Below are 17,681 nucleotides of genomic sequence, written 5' to 3' on the forward strand. Positions count from 1 at the left end.
TGGTTCAGTGGTGTTGATGCCCGGTTGTCGCCGGCGCCGGCGTCGACGGTGCGGGAGCCGGGGCCTGCTGGTGTGCGGAGGCCGGCGCCTGTGGGGAGCCGTGCGCCGCATGGCCCGCTCCGTTTGCGACGACATCATTTAGCTGGCGCCAGTTTTTATCCGGCGTTGCGTGGCTGTCCTGCGGCAGGCTTGAATAGCCCACGATCGCGGACTCGTACACGGGCTGCGGCACCGCCACGCCGGGGTCGAGCGGGTCGGGCAGGCTGGAAGATTGCTGGGCATGCGCGGGCAGCACGGCCATCAGGACGGCGAGGGCAGTCGCCAATTGCATTGGTTTCATCGTGAATCCTCATAATCGGTGAGGGAACGTGCGCTGGACGCACGGCCGCTTGCGAAGCAGGCGCGGTGGTGCGGCAGCACCAGCCGGGATCAGCTTCCGAATCGATTAAGCGGATGGATGCCGGGGAGGTCGCTGCGGACCATCCGGGATGAAGCCGGAATTGAAGATGGACGGCGAGGCATTGACTGCGTCGGAGCCGTCGAAGCTGGGAAGGGGAAGGAAAACCGATGGCGGCGCCACGGCGCCGGCGCACAGTGCCGAACAGGCGCTGCACGAGGAGTGCGCTTTTTTCGTGAGGTCCGGTACCGGCGCATCGTCGTCGGCTGCCGCGGCCGCGTGGTGCGCCGCGTGATCGCCGCCATGGTGCGCATCCGCATCCGCGGCCGGCTGGTGATGCGGCATGCTGATGCCGCTCGACGCGTGCTGGCGGACCGGCGCGCAAGACATCCCGACGCTGGCGGCGACCGCATGGAGCGGCAGCATCAGCATCAGTATCCAAACGAGGAATGTCTTGACGGTGAGGTTCATGGGCGAGGGGAGTATAGCACGGCATTTTCGCCTGAAAAGGGGGAAAAGGTTCGGCGAAGTCATTGTGCGAGCACGCATGCATGGCCGAATCCAGCGCGCCATCGACGACGCTTGACCTTTCCACAATTGGAAGGTTTAGAGTAGGTCGAGTTAATTTTTTCGGAGTTTCATCATGCACGCACGCAAGCGATTGACCGAGCCCTCCGGGACTGCACGCCAGCCTTCCCCCGGTAGCGGCCAGGCCGGCGACACGAGGGCGCCAGCCAGGCAATGCCTGTTCTGCCGATACCGGCGCGCCCAAGCGGAGCGAAAGGAAACATCCAATGCCTAAGCTGACCGTCCTTCCGCATCCGGAGTGCGCGCCTGCCGGGGTGCTCATCGAAGCCAGTCCCGGCACCAGTATCTGTGACGCCTTGCTCGAGCATGGGGTGGAGATCGAGCACGCCTGCGGCAAGGTGGGCGCCTGCACGACCTGCCACGTCATCGTCCGCGAAGGCTTCGGGTCACTGGATGAAGCAGGCGACGCCGAAGAAGACATGCTCGACCGTGCCTGGGGCGTCGAACGGCATTCGCGCCTGTCATGCCAGGCGATCGTCGCCGAGGCCGACTTGAGCGTCGAGATCCCGCGCTATTCGCTCAATCACGCGAAGGAGAACGGCTAGCGACAGGAAGACGGCTCCTGCCCGCCATGGGCGCCACACCTGGGCCTCTTCACATCGCAGGGCCGCTGGCCTACTGCATGGCCTGGGTCCGCGCTTCGGGCGCGTTCGTGCCCACCGGGCGGATCTGGGTGCCCTGGTGCAGGGCGACGCGCCAGCCCTCCGGGTAGCGGGTCCAGATGCGCACATAGCGGCCGCGCAGCGTGGTGGCCGGCTGGTCCATCGGGACGCTGCGGTAGGTGCCGGTGACGATGGCGGTGCCGCCGTCGTCGACGAGGCGGATCTCCATCTCCTCGACGCCGTAGTTGCGGATGCGGTATTCGTCGCGCGCCAGTGCCTGCAGGAACTCGGTCTTGGTGCGCACCCGGCCATTGCTTTCGACGTGGTAGTAGTCACCGCTGATGAGGCGGCGCAGCGTATCGATGTCGCGCTGGATCAGGGCCTGGGCGCGCAGGCGCTCCGCTTCGCGCACGCCGGCCGCGGCCTGGCCCTGGGCTGCGCCTCCCTGCGAACGCGCAGCCGGCTCGAGTGCGGCCTGCGAGCCCAGGGCGGGAGGTGCCAGGCAGACGAGGCAAAGCGCAAGAATGGTCGTGGCGCGCATGGTGGTTCCTGGTGAAGTGCTGGAGCGATTATAGGATTGCAGCGCTCGCTGAAATGTCACATATTATCTCGGATGAGAAACATTGTTGGTAATTCAGACACTGTAATTTTGTGTAGGTAATTGTATATCTGTTACAGTTCTGTCTGGACCGCGCACCCTGCCGGCAATGCCGTACCTTCCGACCGAACGAGATCTATGCCCGCCGCCCCACTGCCTCCCGACGAACTGGACCGCCTGTCGCTGCTCGACGCGCTCGCCTTGATGGACACCCCGCCGGAACCGGTGTTCGACCGCATCACCCGGCTGGCAAGCCGCCTGCTGAACGTGCCGATGGCCCTGTTCTCGCTGGTGGACGCCGACCGCCAGTGGTTCAAGTCGCGCGTCGGGCTGGAGACGGACCAGACTCCGCGCGAATACGCCTTCTGCGCGCATGCGATCGGCATGACGCGGCCGTTGGTGGTGAACGACGCGACCCGGGACCAGCGCTTCAGCGACAACCCGCTGGTCAACGGGCCGCCGAACATCCGCTTCTACGCCGGGGTGCCGATCCGCACCGCGGCCGGGCTGGCGATCGGCACCCTGTGCGCCCTCGACACGAAGCCGCGCGATCTGAGCCCCGAGGAGGCGGAGGTGCTGAACGACCTGGCGACCATCCTCACCAAGGAGGTGCATTACCGCGAACGCCTGGCGCTGGCGCGCGAGCAGCTGGAGCAGTCCAGCGCCGTGCTGGGCGCCAGCGAGGCGCGGTTTCGCTCCATCTTCGACGTCGCCAGCGTCGGCATCGCCCTGGTGGCGCCGGACGGGGGCTGGATCAGCGTCAACGGGGCGCTGTGCGGGATCGTCGGCTACAGCGAGGAAGAGCTGTGGGGCCTGACCTTCCAGCAGATCACCCACCCGGACGACATCGTGCTGGACGTGGGACTGCTCGAGGAGCTGCAGCGCGGGACGCGCAGCCAGTACCAGCTGGAGAAGCGCTACATCCGCAAGGACGGGCGCGAAGTCTGGATCAACCTGAACGTCGCGCCCAAGCGCAACAGGCTGGGCGAGATCGAGTATTACGTGTCGGTGATCAAGGACATCGATGCGGAAAAGCGCGCGCAGCGGGAGGTGGCCGAGCTGAATGCCGAACTCGAACGCCGCGTCGCCGAGCGCACCGCGGCCCTGGGCGCCAGCGAAGCGCGCCTGGCCAGCGTGATCGAGAACGCCAGCGACGCCTACATCAGCCTGGACGAGGGCGGGGCCGTCACGGCCTGGAACCGCCAGGCGGAGCAAACCTTCGGCTGGCCGCGCGAGGAAGCGCTGGGACGCAGGCTGGAGGAACTGATCGTTCCGCCCGAGCTCGTCGAGCGCCACCGCAAGGAGATGCGGCGCTACCTGGAGGCGGGCCAGGGCGGCCTGCCCGACCAGCGCCACGAGCTGCCGGCGGTGCGCCGCGACGGCTCCACCCTGACGGTCGAGCTGCGCATCCGCTTGCTCGAACTCGAAGGCGGAAAGGTGTTCAGCGCCTTCCTGCACGATATCACCGAGCGCAAGCAGGAACAGGCGCGGCGCGAGTACGAGAGCCGCCACGATGTACTCACCGGCCTGCTGAACCGGCGCGCCCTGATGGAGGCGCTGCCGCTGGCGCAGGCGCGGGCCAGCCGCAATGGCAAGACGGTGGGCATGCTCTTCATCGACCTGGACGGCTTCAAGGCCGTCAACGATTCCCAGGGTCACGAGGCCGGCGACATCCTGCTGGGCGTGGTCGCCGAGCGCCTGCGCGCCGGGGTGCGCCGCACCGACAGCGTCTACCGCCTGGCCGGCGACGAGTTCACCGTGCTGCTGGAAGACATGGCCGATACCGTCGACGACGCCCATAGGGTGGCCGAAAAGCTCATCAGGAGCATCGCCGAACCGGTCGAGCTGCCGGGCCGCGCGGTGCGGGTACGTGCCAGCATCGGCATCGCGCTCGACGCACCGGGCGGCGCGCGCCAGGCCGAGGAACTGCTGAAAGAGGCCGACCACTTCATGTACCAGGCCAAGAAGGCCGGCCGCGGCCGGGTGTGCTCGGCCAGGCAACCCTGCTGAGGCGCGCCGGCGCGCAGTCAGGCTTTCCTGCAGGCCTCAGCGCAGCTTCAGGTCGGTCCAGCCCAGCGGCTGGGCGATGAAGACCGTGCTGCAGGCCTCGGTCGGGTAGGCGAAGTCGAAGGCCACCTTGCCCTGGCTGTCGAGCCCCAGCAGGCGCGCCTTGGTGCGCGCATTCAGTACCGAATAGGCGACCAGGTAGTTGCCCGGGCTGCCCTCGTAGACACTGGAACAGATGTCCGAGAGGAGCTTGCGTTCGCCTTCATAGGTCCAGACCTCGCGCGCGGTGCCCGCCTTCTCGTCGATGGCGTAGCGTGATGGCGTGCTGAAGGTGCGGGTGGCGCCGGGCGAGGTCCCGGGTGGATGGTTCAGGCTGCCCAGGCCATTGTTGAAGAGCAGCAGTTCGCCGTTCGGCGTGATCGACAGCGTGTGCTGGCCGATCGGCGCCTTGCCTTCCACCAGGCGCAGGGCAAGGGCGCGCAGCGAGGGGTAGTTCTTGTACCAGTGCTTGCTGGTGTCGCCGAACAGCCAGCGGATCGCACCGGTATCGTAGTCGATCTTGACGACGAAGTTCTCGCGGCTGGACAGCAGCAGGGAATTGTCCGCCGCGTTGTAGATGGCGGAGTTCATGTGGAACCAGTCCTGGCCGTCGCGCACGAAGTTGGACGGATCGTCGCCCTTGGCCCGCATGTGGTCGCGGAAGATGCGGCCGAGGTCCCATTCGCGCAGCACCTTGCCCTCGGTATCGATCTCGGCCAGCACGGACTCCAGGATGCTGACGCCGTTCTGCAGGGCGTCGAGCTCGGCCAGCATGCCGACCTTGCCGGGCGTCAGGTCGTGGTGGAAGTTGGTCAAGGTCGACCCGCCGGGCGAGGGGCCGAGCTGGACGCCGCTGTAGGCGCCGCCGACGTCCATCCGGTACAGGGTCGGGGTGTTCAGGCTGCCGACATAGAAGGCGTCCGGCCCGAACATCGAGGAGAAGGAATCGGCCAGTACGGCCCCGGTCCAGCGCATATTGCCGTCGGTGTCGAGGACGACCGGCGCGGTCCGGCCGTTCTTGACGAGGATGAAGTCGAAGCCGGGCACGCGCGTGGCGCTGCGCGCCACGTTGATGTCCGGCTGCGCATAGATGTCGGCCGGCCCGCGATAGGCGCCGGTCGGCACCTCGACCCGCCATGCGTGCTTCGAGCCGTCGCGAAAGCGCGCCGTCAGGTCGACCAGGTTGGTGTGCGCGGCATACAGGCCGAAGACCGGCAGTTCGAGGCGCCGGCCGTTGGGGTCCCAGGCCCTGCGCCGGTCGAGCCAGCTGCGTTCGAAGCTGACCGCGAGCGCGCCGGAGGCGGTGCCGGGGCGGGGCACGACCGTATAGGCGACGCTGGCCAGGTCGCCGTAGTTGGCGAGGTTGAAGCTGAGATGGGAGACGAAGACCGTGATGCCGGGCGCCTGGCGCACCTCGCCGATCCTGGCCAGCTCGGCCTGGGTCTCTTGGCGCCCGTCCTCGTCTTCGTCCTTGTCGCGCCCACTGCAGGCGGACAGGATGAGGGCAAGGGCGAAGGCGCACAGCAGGCAGGCGGCGCGGCGTAGCTCGAGATGCATGGGCATGGACGGGTGCAGGTGCATGGACGCTCCCTCGATGTGAATGGTTGAGTGTTCCGGATTCGACGGCCGGACTGTTCTTTTAGTTCGCCCTCCCGGCACGCGCCACCGATGGGCTCAAGCGAAGACGTATTCGCACGAAAATGAGACGCTTGACCTTCCCACCGTGGGAAGGAATATCCTTCAGGTATGGAAACAGGAGGACCAATGGACATGACAACGACGCCCACGGTGCTGCGCATCGAAGGCATGACCTGCGCCTCGTGCGTGGGACGGGTCGAGAAGGCGCTGCGGGCGGTGCCCGGCGTGATCGACGCCAGCGTCAACCTGGCGACGGAAAAGGCGACCGTGCACGGCGGCGACCCGGACCGGCTTGCGGCCGCGGTGCGCGCGGCCGGCTACGAGAGCGCGCCCGCGGACCAGGCGCCCGCGCCGCACGCCACCGGGCGGAACGGCGCGCTGCCCGGCTGGTGGCCGGTGGCCGCCAGCGCGCTCCTCAGCCTGCCCCTCCTGGCGCCGATGCTGGCCCAGCCTTTCGGCGCCGACTGGATGCTGCCCGGCTGGCTGCAGCTGCTGCTCGCGACCCCGGTGCAGTTCTGGCTGGGCGCGCGCTTCTACCGGGCCGGCTGGAAGGCCCTGCGCGCCGGCAGCGGCAATATGGACGTGCTGGTGGCGATCGGCACCAGCGCCGCCTACGGGCTGTCGGTCTATTTGCTGCTGCGGGAGCATGGACACGGCATGCCCCACCTGTATTTCGAATCCTCCGCCGTCGTGATCACCCTGGTCCTGCTCGGCAAATGGTTGGAAGCGCGCGCCAAGGGCCGCACCGTGGCGGCGATCCGGGCGCTGGAAGCCTTGAAGAGCGTCGATGCCCTGGTGCGGCGCGAGGGTGGGGACGTGCGCATCGGGCTCGACGATCTGAGGGTGGGCGACCTGATGGTGGTGCGCCCCGGCGAGCGGGTCCCGGCTGACGGCGTCGTGGAAGAGGGCCGCAGCCACCTGGACGAATCCCTGCTCACCGGCGAGAGCCTGCCGGTGGCCAAGGGACCCGGCAGCCGGGCGGCCGGCGGCGCGGTTAATGCCGAGGGGCTCCTGCTGGTGCGGGCGACCAAGGTCGGCAGCGAGACCATACTGTCGCAGATCATCCGGCTGGTCGAGGATGCGCAGGCGGCCAAGGCGCCGATCCAGCGCCTGGTCGACCGGGTGAGCAGCGTGTTCGTGCCGGTGGTGCTCCTGATTTCCCTGGCGACCCTGCTGGGCTGGGGCCTGGCGACCGGAGACTGGGAAGCGGCGCTGCTGAACGCGGTGGCGGTGCAGGTGATCGCCTGTCCCTGCGCGCTGGGCCTGGCGACGCCGACGGCGATCATGGTCGGCACCGGCGCGGCGGCCCGCCACGGCATCCTGATCAAGGATGCCCAGGCGCTGGAAACGGCGCATGCGCTGGACGTGGTCGTCTTCGACAAGACCGGCACCCTGACCGAGGGCAAGCCGGTGCTGGCGGCCGTGGAGGGCGATGCGGACGGGGTGCTGCTGCTGGCCGGCGCCGTCCAGCGGACCAGCGCCCATCCGTTGGCGGGCGCCGTGCTGGACGCGGCGCGCAGCCGCGGCCTGGCGCTGGCGCCGGCCGGGGAGGCCGAAGCGCTGCCGGGACGCGGGGTGAAGGCCGAGGTCGGCGGCGCCACCGTCTGGCTCGGCAATGCGCGCCTGATGGCGGAACTGCAGCTTGACACCGGACGTTTCGCCGCCGCGGCTTCAGCGCACGAGGCGGCCGGGCGCACCGTGTCCTGGCTGGCGCGGCGCGAAGGAGACAAGCCCGAGGTGCTCGGCCTGCTGGCTTTCGGCGACGCCCTCAAGCCGGGAGCGGCGCAGGCGGTGGCGCGCCTGCGCCGGCTGGGCATCGAGACCGTGATGCTGACCGGCGACAACGAAGGGGCGGCGCGCCTGGTGGCGCAGCAGCTCGGGATCGCCCGCTGGCATGCCGGCGTGCTGCCGGGCGACAAGGCAGGCGTGGTGGCGGAACTCAAGGAGGGGGGACGGATCGTCGCCATGGTCGGCGACGGCATCAACGATGCGCCGGCCCTGGCCGCCGCCGACGTCGGCATCGCCATGGCCAGCGGCACGGACGTCGCCATGCAGGCCGCCGGCATCACCCTGATGCGGGGCGACCCGGGCCTGGTCGCGGATGCGGTATCCGTCTCGCAGCGCACCTATGCGAAGATCCGCCAGAACCTCGGCTGGGCCTTCGTCTACAACGTGGTCGGCATTCCGCTGGCCGCCTTCGGGCTGCTCAGCCCGGTGCTGGCCGGCGCGGCGATGGCGCTCAGCTCGGTGAGCGTGGTGGCGAATGCGCTGCTGCTGCGGCGCTGGCAGCCGGCACAGGAAGCATCAATGCACATCGATACCGACATCAACGGGGCCGTGGCGCCCCATCAACCTGGAGAAAAGACGATGTACGAACTACTTGTGGACGGAATGAGCTGCGGACACTGCGTGGGCCGCGTGACCAAGGCGGTACAAGGCGTGGACGAGGCGGCCAGGGTCACCATCGACCTGCCCACGCGCAAGGTGAGCGTGGACAGCAAGGCCGAGCTGGCGAGCATCGCGGCAGCCATCGATGCGGCCGGCTATCCAGTGCTGGATTCCGGCGCGGCGGGGCGTTGAGAACGCCTTGAACCAAACGGCACTCCTCGATATCTACTTTTGAGATATATTTTAGTGGACATTAAATAAACACAAAACACAGGCCCGGTGCCGGCGGTACGGGGCGCGGCTCGACCAGGCGGTCGGCAATCCAATGGAATCCATGATGCGATATGGCGTGTTAGCGGAACCGGCGGATCTGGCGACCCACCCGCCGTCGAGCAATCAGATGCGCAATGTGCTCATCGTGCTCGCCGTCCTGGGCCTCGTGTTCGTCCTGCTGGCGCCGCTGGCCGGCATGGCGCTGCCGGCGGCGCCGGAGTTCGTGCCGATGCACCAGTCGGCCCTCATCGGCAGCAACCTGCTGACCGGGATCCTGCTGCTCGGCCATGTGCGGACCAACCGTTCCTGGTCGCTCGGCATTCTCACCCTGGGCTACCTGTTTACCGCGCTGATCGCACTGGCCCACATGCTGACCTTCCCGGGCCTGTTCGCCAGCCATGGCGTGCTGATCGGGAACGGCCAGACCACGCCCTGGCTGTTCATGGTCTGGCACGCGCTGTTCCCGCTCTTCGTGCTGGGCTATGCGCGCAGCTACCGCCGGCCCTTGCCCGACCACTTCCTGCGGGCCGGCACCCTGCTCACCACGCTGTTCGTTGCGCTGCTGGTGCTGGTCTGCACTACCGGCGCGCCCTACCTGCCGGCGCTGGCCGACCAGCATCGCTTCCTGCCTTCCTATCGTGCTTTGGGGCTGGCCGTGCTGGCCCTGTCGCTGTTCGCGCTCTGGCGCATCACCTGCAAGCGCCCGCGCGCCTTGCTCGATGTCTGGCTGATGGTGGCAATGACGGCCTGGGTAGCCGAGCTGATGCTGTCCTGCCTTCTCAACAGCGGGCGCTACGACCTCGGCTTCTATGCCGGCCGCCTGTACGGCCTGGCGGCCTCGCTGCTGGTGCTGGGCGCGGTCGCGATCGACAACATCGCCCTGCATGCGCGCCTGCGCCAGACCTTCGAGGAGATGATCGAGACGCGCGCCCGCGCCCAGTGGCAAAGCCTGCTCGGCTCGGTGCTGCGCCAGCTGCCCGACGGCGTCCTGATCGTCGACCGCGAGGGCCGCTGCGTGATGGCCAACGACCAGGCCGGGCACATGGCGGCGCGCTTCGAACATGCCGCGCTCGACGGCACGCCGGGCCCGGCGGCGATGCTGGCGCTGCTCAGGGAGCCGGTCGCGCGCGCGATCGGGGGCAAGCCGTTTCGCGACGCAGTGCTCGAGAGCGTGGCGCATGATGGCCGGCGCGTCTACACGGTGAGCGGGGCGCCGCTGCGCGACGGCGCGGCCGAGCTGGCGGCGGCCGTGATCGTCCTCGACGACATCACCGAGCGCACCGAGGCCAGCGCGGCGCTGGCGCGCGCCCTCGACCAGACCCGCTACCTGATCGAGAACACGCCGCTGGCCGTGATCGAGTGGGACCGCGACTTCATCATCCGCCTGTGGAACCGGCGCGCCGAGGAGCTGTTCGGCTGGAGCGCGGAGGAAGCCGTGGGCCGGCGCATCGACGCGCTGCCGGTGGTGCACGAGGAGGATACCGGCAAGGTGGCAGGGGCCATCGGCCGCCTGCTCGATTCGGCAACCCGCTACGTCAAGTCGACCAACCGCAACCGCACCCGGGACGGGCGCACCCTCTGCTGCGAGTGGTACAACTCGGTGCTGCACGACGAATCCGGCGCCATCGACCGGGTGTTCTCGCTGGTGCTCGACGTCAGCGAGCGCGAGGCGGCCATGGAGCAGCTCAAGGAAGCCGACCGCCGCAAGGACATCTACATCGCCACCCTGGCGCACGAGCTGCGCAACCCGCTGGCGCCGATCGCCAATGCCGCCTCCCTGCTGCGCGGGCGCGGCCTGGCCCAGGAGCGGATCGAGTGGATCGCTGCCATGGTCGGGCGCCAGGTGGCGCAGATGTCGCGCCTGCTGGACGACCTGCTCGACGTCACCCGCATCAGCCGCGGCAAGATCGAGCTGCGCCGCGCGCCGCTCGAACTCGGGCGCCTGCTGCGCGACACCCTGCAGGCCAGCATGCCCCTGATCGAAGCGGGGCGGCACGCGACCGAACTCGATCTGTGCGACGAACCGGTCTGGGTCGAGGCCGACGCCCTGCGCCTGACCCAGGTGCTGGCCAACCTGATCAACAACGCGGCGAAGTACACGCCGCCCGGCGGGCGTATCGCGATCCTCCTGAAGGAGGAGGGCGGCGAAGCGCTGGTGCGCGTCAGCGATAACGGCATCGGCATCGAGCCGGAGATGGTGGACCGGGTATTCGACGCCTTCGTGCAGGTGAGCAGCGCGAGCCACCTGGCCCAGGGAGGGCTGGGGATCGGCCTGTCGCTGGCCAGGGGCCTGGTGGAGCTGCATGGCGGCCGGATCGCGGCGCACAGCGACGGGCCGGGGCACGGATCGGCGTTCACCGTGTGGCTGCCGGCCATCCCGGCGCCGCGGCCGGCGCCGGGGGCGGCCGCAGGGGCGGACGCGGTGGCGAGCCTGCGCAAGCGCATCCTGGTGGCCGACGACAATGTCGACGCGGCCGAGTCGCTGGCCTGGCTGCTGTGCACCGAGGGCGCGACGGTGGAGGTGGCGCATGACGGGGCGGCGGCGCTCAGGCTGTTCAACGAGCGCCCGGCCGAGATCGTGGTGCTGGACCTGGGCATGCCCGAGATGGACGGCCTCGAGGTGGCTTCCGTCCTGGCGCGGCGTACACCGAAGCCCTGCCTGGTGGCGGTGACGGGAAGGGGACGGCAGGAAGACCGCGCCGCCTCGCTGGCGGCCGGCTTCGACGCGCATTTCACCAAGCCGGTGGCGCCGCAGGAGCTGATCGAGCTGCTGAGGAAATGGCAGGCGGCCGACTAGTTTTTTTACGGCGCTGTCACCATCATGTGTGGAAAATCCCGACCGCCGCTCTCAGGAGACGCTCGGGTGACGCAATCCTTTCACCGTCCAGCGCCCAGCGCCAGCCGAGGTAGTTCGGCAGGTAGCGCGAGGCCACGCCGTGAAAGCGCGCCAGCCAGCTGCGCAAACGCTGGTGGTAGGCATTCACGTTTTGCACGTGGATCGCCCCGCGCACACGCTCGCCCAGGCGCAGGTTGACGAAGGCGTGCGCTATCCGCGCTTGCCTGGCGAAAGTCTGGTAGGCCCGGTGCCCGCCCGTCACCAGGAGCACGTTCGGGTCGAGCACCGGTCGCAGATGCCGGACGCCGCCGAGAAAGCGGTGGCGCCAGTGAAAGCTCGTATTGCGGTGTATTTCCACCGCTTTCGCGGCCGCGCGCACGCTACGCGAGTCGAGCATCTCTTTAGAAAAGTCGAGCCACTTTTCCCGAAAACGCAGGCGCGCCAGCGGGGTGCCGCTCAAGGCGTTGAAGGTGCGGTTGCAGGCCCGGCAGCGGTAGCGCTGCAAGCCGCGACTCGCGCCATGCCGGTAGTGGCGGCTGCCGCCACAGCCCGGACAAGACAACGGCGCCGGCCTCGCATGCTCGATCGTCTCGCATACGCTGTCCAGTCCGATGGCCGGCCGCAGCGCTGCCAGCAACTGTGAACGTTGCTGCCTGTTGAGCATAGGCACTTGCCGAAGCAAGCGGACAAAGCCTGGCGAGCGCATGATCCCTCCTGACGGTCCAGCTTGGACATCCGCTCAGCTCAACAGTTCAATTTCCACACTTGATGGTGACAGCGCCTTTTTTACAACGGTCGATGCTTATTAAATTGCTAATGAGATGACCGACTGTTAGTATGCTTCGTCCATGTGAGGAGCATAACGATGGCGCTTCTGTTACGCCTGTTCGGGCCGCGGCGCAGGAAAACCCAGGACGACGTCGCCGGCCGCGCCGCCGAAGTCGTCGTGCAGGTGCTGTACGACGTCGGCGTCGACCGTTTCCTGGACGGCAGCATGCTGCTGGACCGGCGCTTTCGCGTCGTGTTCTATGCCGTGCCGCCGATCGATTCGCCGATCTTCCAGGCGAAGGTGGCGGTGCGCGACTTGCCCGCGGCCTGCCGCTTCCGGGATGCCGTGGCCTGCCACGGCTTCGACGCCGCCCTCGACCGCCACGTCCCCGGCATGGTGGACGAACTGATGCGCGCCCTGCGCGAACGCGCGCCCGCCCTGCGTGCCCTGCCGACCCGGCGCAATAGCGAGGACGCCGCCTGCTGAGCGGTGCGTGCGCGCCGCCTTGCCAAGGGGCGCTATCCTTCCCTGCATCCCCCAAGCCCAAGGAAAGGCCACCATGAGCGTCCGCAACCTCGAGCACCTGTTCGCGCCGAAGTCGGTGGCCCTGATCGGGGCGTCGGAGCGTCCGGGCAGCCTCGGGGCGACCCTGCTGCACAACCTGCTGGCGGGCGGATACCAGGGCCAGGTCTGGCCGGTGAATCCCAAGTACGAGACCCTGGCGGGCAGGACCTGTTACGCCGGCGTGGCCGAGCTGCCCGGGGCGCCGGACCTGGCCGTGATCTGCACGCCGCCCGCGACCATCCCCGCCATCGTGCGCCAGCTGGGCGAGGCCGGCACCCGGGCGGCCGTTGTCCTCAGCAGCGGCGTGGATGCGCGGAGCGGGCGTGGCCGCAGCCTGCGCCAGCAGATGCTGGATGCGGCGCACCCCTATCTCCTGCGCCTGCTGGGACCGAACAGCGCGGGCCTGCTCACGCCCGGCCGCGGCCTGAACGCGAGCGTGGCGGCGAGCAGCGCGCTGCCGGGGCGGATCGCCTTCGTGTCGCAGTCGGGCGCCCTGATGTCCGGGGTGCTGGACTGGGCGCGCATGCGCGGCATCGGCTTCTCGCACTTCATCGCGCTGGGCGACTCGGCGGACGTGGACCTGGGCGACGTGCTCGACTACCTGGCCAGCGACGGCGGCACCTCCGCCATCCTGCTCTATGTGCAGGACTTGCGCTATGCACGCAAGTTCATGTCGGCGGCGCGGGCGGCGGCGCGCAGCAAACCGGTGCTGGTGCTCAAGGCCGGACGCGAGGAAGATGGAACGCCCGCCGCCGCCAGCGAGAGCGGAGCCCTGGCCGGCAGCGACGACGTGTTCGACGCCGCGATCCGGCGCGCCGGCATGCTGCGCGTGACCACCACCGAGCAGCTGTTCTCGGCGGCCGAGACCCTGGCCTATGCGCGTCCGCTGCACGGCGAGCGCCTGGCCATCGTCAGCAATGGCGCGGGGCCGGGCGTACTGGCGCGCGACGCGCTGGCCTACGGCAAAGGGGTCGAGGCCGCGTTTTCCGCCGCCACCAACGAGAAGCTCGATGCGCTGCTGGCGCCTGGCTGGCGGCGCGGGAACGTGGTGAACCTGCGCAACGCCGCCTCGCCCGAGCTGTACCGTCAGACCCTCGAGCTGCTGCTGCAGGATCCGGGCGTCGACGCGGTGCTGGCGATCCAGTCGCCCACCGCCACGGTCGCCAGCCGCGACGTGGCCGACGCCATCGCGCCGCTGGTCAAGACGGCCTCCAAGACCCTGCTCTCGTGCTGGCTGGGCGGGGAAGCGGTGCGCGAGGCGCGGGCGATCGCATCGGGTGCCCGCCTGCCGGCCTTCCGCACGCCGGAAGACGCGGTGGCGGGCTTCCTGCAACTGGTGCAGTACCGCCGCAACCAGAACCTCCTGATGGAAGTGCCGCCTTCGATGGCCGGCACGGTGGCGCCGGACCGCGCGGCGGCGCGCGCCCTGGTGCGCGAAGCGATCGCCGCCAAACGCTACCTGCTCTCGGACCCCGAAACCAAGTCCATCCTGCGCACCTACGGGCTGGCGGTGGTCGAGACGCGCAGCGCATCCACCATCGACGAGGCGGTGGCGGCCAGCGAGCGCATCGGCTACCCGGTGGCGGTCAAGATCCTTACGCCCGACGTGATGCACAAGTCGGACTTCGGCGGCGTGACCCTCGACCTGGACAGTCCTGAGGCCGTGCGCGCGGCGGCCCAGCGCATGCGCCGGCGCCTGGAGGAGCTGTTCCCGCAGGCGAAGTTCGAGGGCTATTCGGTGCAGGCCATGGCGCGCAGCACCCACGCCCACGAGCTAATCGTCGGCGCCGCCCTCGACCCCGTGTTCGGCCCGGTGATCGTGTTCGGCCAGGGCGGGGTGGCGGTGGAAGTCACGGACGACCATTCGGTCGGCCTGCCGCCGCTGAACCTGGTGCTGGCGCGCGACCTGGTGGACCGCACGCGGGTCGCCAGGCTGCTGGCGGGCTACCGCGGACGGCCGGCGGTGAACATGGACGCGCTGCTCGCCTCGCTGGTGCAGGTCTCGCGCATGGTCTCGGACATTCCGGAGATCGTGGAACTGGACCTGAACCCGCTGCTGGCCGACAGCCGCGGTGCGGTGGTGCTGGACGCGCGCATGCGCCTGGCCCTGGCCGACCGCTCGGGCAGCACCCTGGACCGCCTCGCCATCCGCCCCTATCCGCGCGAACTGGAAGAGACCATCGACTGGAACGGCGGGCCCTTGCTGCTGCGCCCGATCCGGCCCGAGGACGGCCCGGCCCACCTGGCCTTCTTCGATGCGCTCACGCCCGACGACGTGCGCTACCGGATGTTCGTGCGCATTCGTGAATTGCAGCCTTCGCAGCTGGCGCGCTTCACCCAGATCGACTACGACCGCGAGATGGCCTTCATCGCCACCCGGAAGAACAGCGCGGGCGTGGCCGAGACCCTGGCGGTGGGCCGCGTGGTGGCGGACCCGGACAACATCACGGCCGAATTCGCGGTGACGGTGCGTTCGGACCTGAAGGGTATGGGACTCGGGAAGATCATGATGCAAAAGCTGATCGACTACTGCCGTTCGCGCGGCACCCGCGAGATCGTGGGCGAGGCGCTGCCGCAGAATTCGCGCATCACCGGCATGGTCAGGAAGCTCGGGTTCACGGTGAGGACGAAGGACGAGGAGGGCATGCGCGAGATGCGCCTCGTCCTCAGATGAAATATTCTTTCACCACAGGCGCCGGGATGAAAGAATATTTCAGCGTCGGAAGCGCACGTCTTCCTGCACCACTTTCGCGTCGCCCTTCGGCTTCTTGGGCTTCTTCGGCTTCTTGACGATCTTCCCGCCCGCTTCCGTCACCGGCACGCGGTGGTCCGGCTCGAAGCCCGGCTCTTCCACGCGCTCGAGCGTCTGGCGCGTCAAGGCCTCGATGGCGGCCAGTTGCTCGACCTCATCCGCGCACACCAGCGATACCGCTTCGCCCGAGGCGCCGGCGCGCCCGGTGCGGCCGCTGCGGTGCACATAGTCCTCGGCGACGATCGGCAGGTCGACGTTGACCACCACCGGCAGGTCGCTGATGTCAAGGCCCCGTGCGGCGACGTCGGTTGCCACCAGCACCTTCACTTCGCCCGCCTTGAAGCGCTCCAGCGCGCGCAGGCGCGCGGGCTGCGGCTTGTCGCCGTGGATGGCGTCGGCGCTGATGCGCTTGGCCTCGAGCAGGCCGACCAGCTCGTCGACACCCTTGCGGGTCTTGGCGAAGGCCAGCACCTGGGGCCAGGCGTGCTTCTTGAGCAGGTACAGGAAGAGTTCGGACTTGCGCTTCTTGTCGACCGGGACCAGCCACTGCTTGATCGCCGTGGCCGTGGTGTTGCGCGGCGTCGCCTCGATGCGCACCGGCTCGCGCAGCAGGCGATTCGCCATGGCGCGGATCTGGTCGGAGAAGGTGGCCGAGAACAGCAGGGTCTGGCGCTTCTTCGGCAGGGCCGCGAAGACCTGGTCGAGCTCCTTCGAGAAGCCGAGGTCGAGCATGCGGTCGGCCTCGTCGAGCACCAGGGTCTGCACCTCGCCGAAGGTCACCGCGTTCTGGCGGTGCAGGTCGAGCAGGCGTCCCGGCGTGGCGACCAGCACGTCCACCCCTTTGCGCAGGTTCATCATCTGCGGATTGATGCTGACGCCGCCGTAGGCCACCATGGTGCGGAGCAGCAGCCCGGCGCCGTAGGCCTTGAAGCTCTCGTGCACCTGCTCGGCCAGCTCGCGGGTCGGCACCAGCACCAGCGCGCGCGCCGAGTTCGGGCTGACCTTCGAGGTCTTCTTGACGAGGCGTTGCAGGAGGGGCAGGGCAAAGCCGGCGGTCTTGCCGGTGCCGGTCTGGGCGGCGGCCATCACGTCCTTGCCGGCGAGCACGGCGGGGATCGCCTGTTCCTGGACGGCGGTCGGGGTGGTGTAGTCGAGCGAAACGAGGGTCTGGACGATCGGGTCGATCAGTCCCAGGGAGGCAAAGGTCATGGAGTAGCTGCGGCGGATAAATGAACAGGCCGCAGTTTACCAGCCAACGCCGGCATGGCGAATCTTCAGTTCGCCAAAACGATGGACAGGTCGACGATCGGCTTGACGGGTTCGCGCTGGTCCTTGCAGCCGCTGAGTGCCAGCACGGCAAGGACGAGCATGGGAATCAGGGCGCGGCGCGGGTGCATGATGGCTCCTCGAGATGAGCCTCCATCATACGCCAGTAGCGCGCCCGAATGCATATAAAAACGCTATCAGAAGCTGTACGAGACGCTGGCGCGCAGCACCGGGTAGAGCTTGTAGTCGGAGACCTCGTCGGTGAGGCGCACTTCCTCGACGTCGAGGTCGCGCACGAGGGCGTTGCACACGGTGGCGGAGGTGGTGCAGCCCCAGGAACCGAGTTTCACCTGCGCCTTGCCCTGGTGGTAGACGCCGAGGTCGGTCTGGAAGTTCCAGCGCTTGTTGGGCGTCAGGGCATTGCCCCAGCCGATGCCCAGGTAAGGCGCGGCGCGGCGGAAGCGCACTTCGCCGCGCAGGGTGCCGACGTCGGCCGCGGTATAGGTCTTGCCGTTGAAGGTGAACTTGCCGTCGGCGGCCGGCTTGCCGAGCGCGTCGAAGCGGCTGCCGTTGTACATCAGGCCGCCCGTCAGGCGGAAGTTGCTGTTCGAAATCAGGTACCAGTCGAACAGGGCGTCGAAGGTCATCAGCTTGCCGTCCAGCTTGTAGTCGACCTGGCCCGAGCGCTTGTCGAAGTCGTGCTTGAAGTAGTTGATGCCGAAGCGGCCGTTCAGGGTGGTCTCCATCGGGACCACGAGGTGCAGGCCGAGGCCGGTGGTGCCGATGTCCGCGGTGACGGCGGCGCCGACCTGGGCCTGGGCGGCGGAAGCTGCCGCGAACGCTGCGAATGCGGCGAATGAGAATACGATGTGCTTGCTTGCCATGCTGGATAAAACCTTTTCTGGTTGCGGTCAACCTGCGATTGTAGCGGCTGCCGGCTCCCCCGGGCGAGCGGCTCTCTCGA

The 17,681-nt window shown here is 68.6% G+C and carries 14 protein-coding genes; 6 read left to right on the top strand and 8 right to left on the bottom strand.

Features of this window, described 5'->3' with window-relative positions; genetic code table 11:
• Positions 1-4: 4 nt before the first annotated feature.
• Together NX780_RS11505 and NX780_RS11510 are read right to left on the bottom strand one after the other, a co-directional pair.
• Positions 5-340, bottom strand: a complete 336-nt coding sequence (locus tag NX780_RS11505; protein WP_258827994.1) for a hypothetical protein — start codon at positions 338-340, stop codon at positions 5-7.
• 105 nt (positions 341-445) lie between these two features.
• Positions 446-868: a hypothetical protein gene (locus tag NX780_RS11510; RefSeq protein WP_258827995.1), complete on the bottom strand. Its 423-nt coding sequence runs from the start codon at positions 866-868 to the stop codon at positions 446-448.
• 323 nt (positions 869-1,191) lie between these two features.
• Here NX780_RS11510 and fdx point away from each other — a divergent pair, with 323 nt between their 5' ends.
• On the top strand, positions 1,192-1,530 hold the full coding sequence (gene fdx / locus NX780_RS11515) for an ISC system 2Fe-2S type ferredoxin (RefSeq protein WP_258827996.1): 339 nt from the start codon (positions 1,192-1,194) through the stop codon (positions 1,528-1,530).
• A gap of 70 nt (positions 1,531-1,600) precedes the next feature.
• Here the strand turns inward: fdx and NX780_RS11520 are convergent, their stop codons facing one another.
• On the bottom strand, positions 1,601-2,128 hold the full coding sequence (locus tag NX780_RS11520) for a nuclear transport factor 2 family protein (protein WP_258827997.1): 528 nt from the start codon (positions 2,126-2,128) through the stop codon (positions 1,601-1,603).
• Positions 2,129-2,323: 195 nt separating this feature from the next.
• Between NX780_RS11520 and NX780_RS11525 the strand changes: the two genes are divergently transcribed.
• Complete coding sequence (locus NX780_RS11525) at positions 2,324-4,195, top strand: PAS domain S-box protein (RefSeq protein ID WP_258827998.1); 1,872 nt, start codon at positions 2,324-2,326, stop codon at positions 4,193-4,195.
• 36 nt (positions 4,196-4,231) lie between these two features.
• Here NX780_RS11525 and NX780_RS11530 read toward each other — a convergent pair whose 3' ends face one another.
• Positions 4,232-5,812 (bottom strand): aryl-sulfate sulfotransferase, encoded by a 1,581-nt coding sequence (locus tag NX780_RS11530; protein WP_258827999.1) that lies wholly within the window; start codon positions 5,810-5,812, stop codon positions 4,232-4,234.
• Between the two features lie 183 nt (positions 5,813-5,995).
• Between NX780_RS11530 and NX780_RS11535 the strand changes: the two genes are divergently transcribed.
• Together NX780_RS11535 and NX780_RS11540 are read left to right on the top strand one after the other, a co-directional pair.
• Positions 5,996-8,449 (top strand): heavy metal translocating P-type ATPase, encoded by a 2,454-nt coding sequence (locus NX780_RS11535; protein ID WP_258828000.1) that lies wholly within the window; start codon positions 5,996-5,998, stop codon positions 8,447-8,449.
• Between the two features lie 208 nt (positions 8,450-8,657).
• Complete coding sequence (locus tag NX780_RS11540) at positions 8,658-11,327, top strand: ATP-binding protein (protein WP_258828001.1); 2,670 nt, start codon at positions 8,658-8,660, stop codon at positions 11,325-11,327.
• A gap of 22 nt (positions 11,328-11,349) precedes the next feature.
• Here the strand turns inward: NX780_RS11540 and NX780_RS11545 are convergent, their stop codons facing one another.
• On the bottom strand, positions 11,350-12,072 hold the full coding sequence (locus NX780_RS11545; RefSeq protein ID WP_441294995.1) for an IS1/IS1595 family N-terminal zinc-binding domain-containing protein: 723 nt from the start codon (positions 12,070-12,072) through the stop codon (positions 11,350-11,352).
• A gap of 159 nt (positions 12,073-12,231) precedes the next feature.
• Between NX780_RS11545 and NX780_RS11550 the strand changes: the two genes are divergently transcribed.
• Both NX780_RS11550 and NX780_RS11555 read left to right on the top strand, forming a co-directional pair.
• Complete coding sequence (locus tag NX780_RS11550) at positions 12,232-12,621, top strand: hypothetical protein (protein ID WP_258828002.1); 390 nt, start codon at positions 12,232-12,234, stop codon at positions 12,619-12,621.
• Positions 12,622-12,694: 73 nt separating this feature from the next.
• Positions 12,695-15,373 carry a bifunctional acetate--CoA ligase family protein/GNAT family N-acetyltransferase gene (locus NX780_RS11555; RefSeq protein ID WP_258828003.1) on the top strand — a complete coding sequence of 893 codons (2,679 nt, stop codon included), beginning with the start codon at positions 12,695-12,697 and terminating at the stop codon, positions 15,371-15,373.
• Between the two features lie 39 nt (positions 15,374-15,412).
• Here the strand turns inward: NX780_RS11555 and NX780_RS11560 are convergent, their stop codons facing one another.
• From NX780_RS11560 to NX780_RS11570, 3 genes are all read right to left on the bottom strand, one after another.
• Positions 15,413-16,660: a DEAD/DEAH box helicase gene (locus NX780_RS11560; RefSeq protein ID WP_258828004.1), complete on the bottom strand. Its 1,248-nt coding sequence runs from the start codon at positions 16,658-16,660 to the stop codon at positions 15,413-15,415.
• Between the two features lie 65 nt (positions 16,661-16,725).
• A complete protein-coding gene (locus NX780_RS11565; RefSeq protein WP_258828005.1) occupies positions 16,726-16,848 on the bottom strand; it encodes a hypothetical protein in 123 nt (40 codons plus the stop codon).
• A 66-nt stretch (positions 16,849-16,914) separates the two neighbouring features.
• On the bottom strand, positions 16,915-17,601 hold the full coding sequence (locus NX780_RS11570; RefSeq protein ID WP_258828006.1) for a hypothetical protein: 687 nt from the start codon (positions 17,599-17,601) through the stop codon (positions 16,915-16,917).
• Positions 17,602-17,681: the final 80 nt, after the last annotated feature.

Origin of the sequence: Massilia agri, from assembly GCF_024753255.1 — a bacterium.
Taxonomy (GTDB): domain Bacteria; phylum Pseudomonadota; class Gammaproteobacteria; order Burkholderiales; family Burkholderiaceae_D; genus Telluria; species Telluria agri.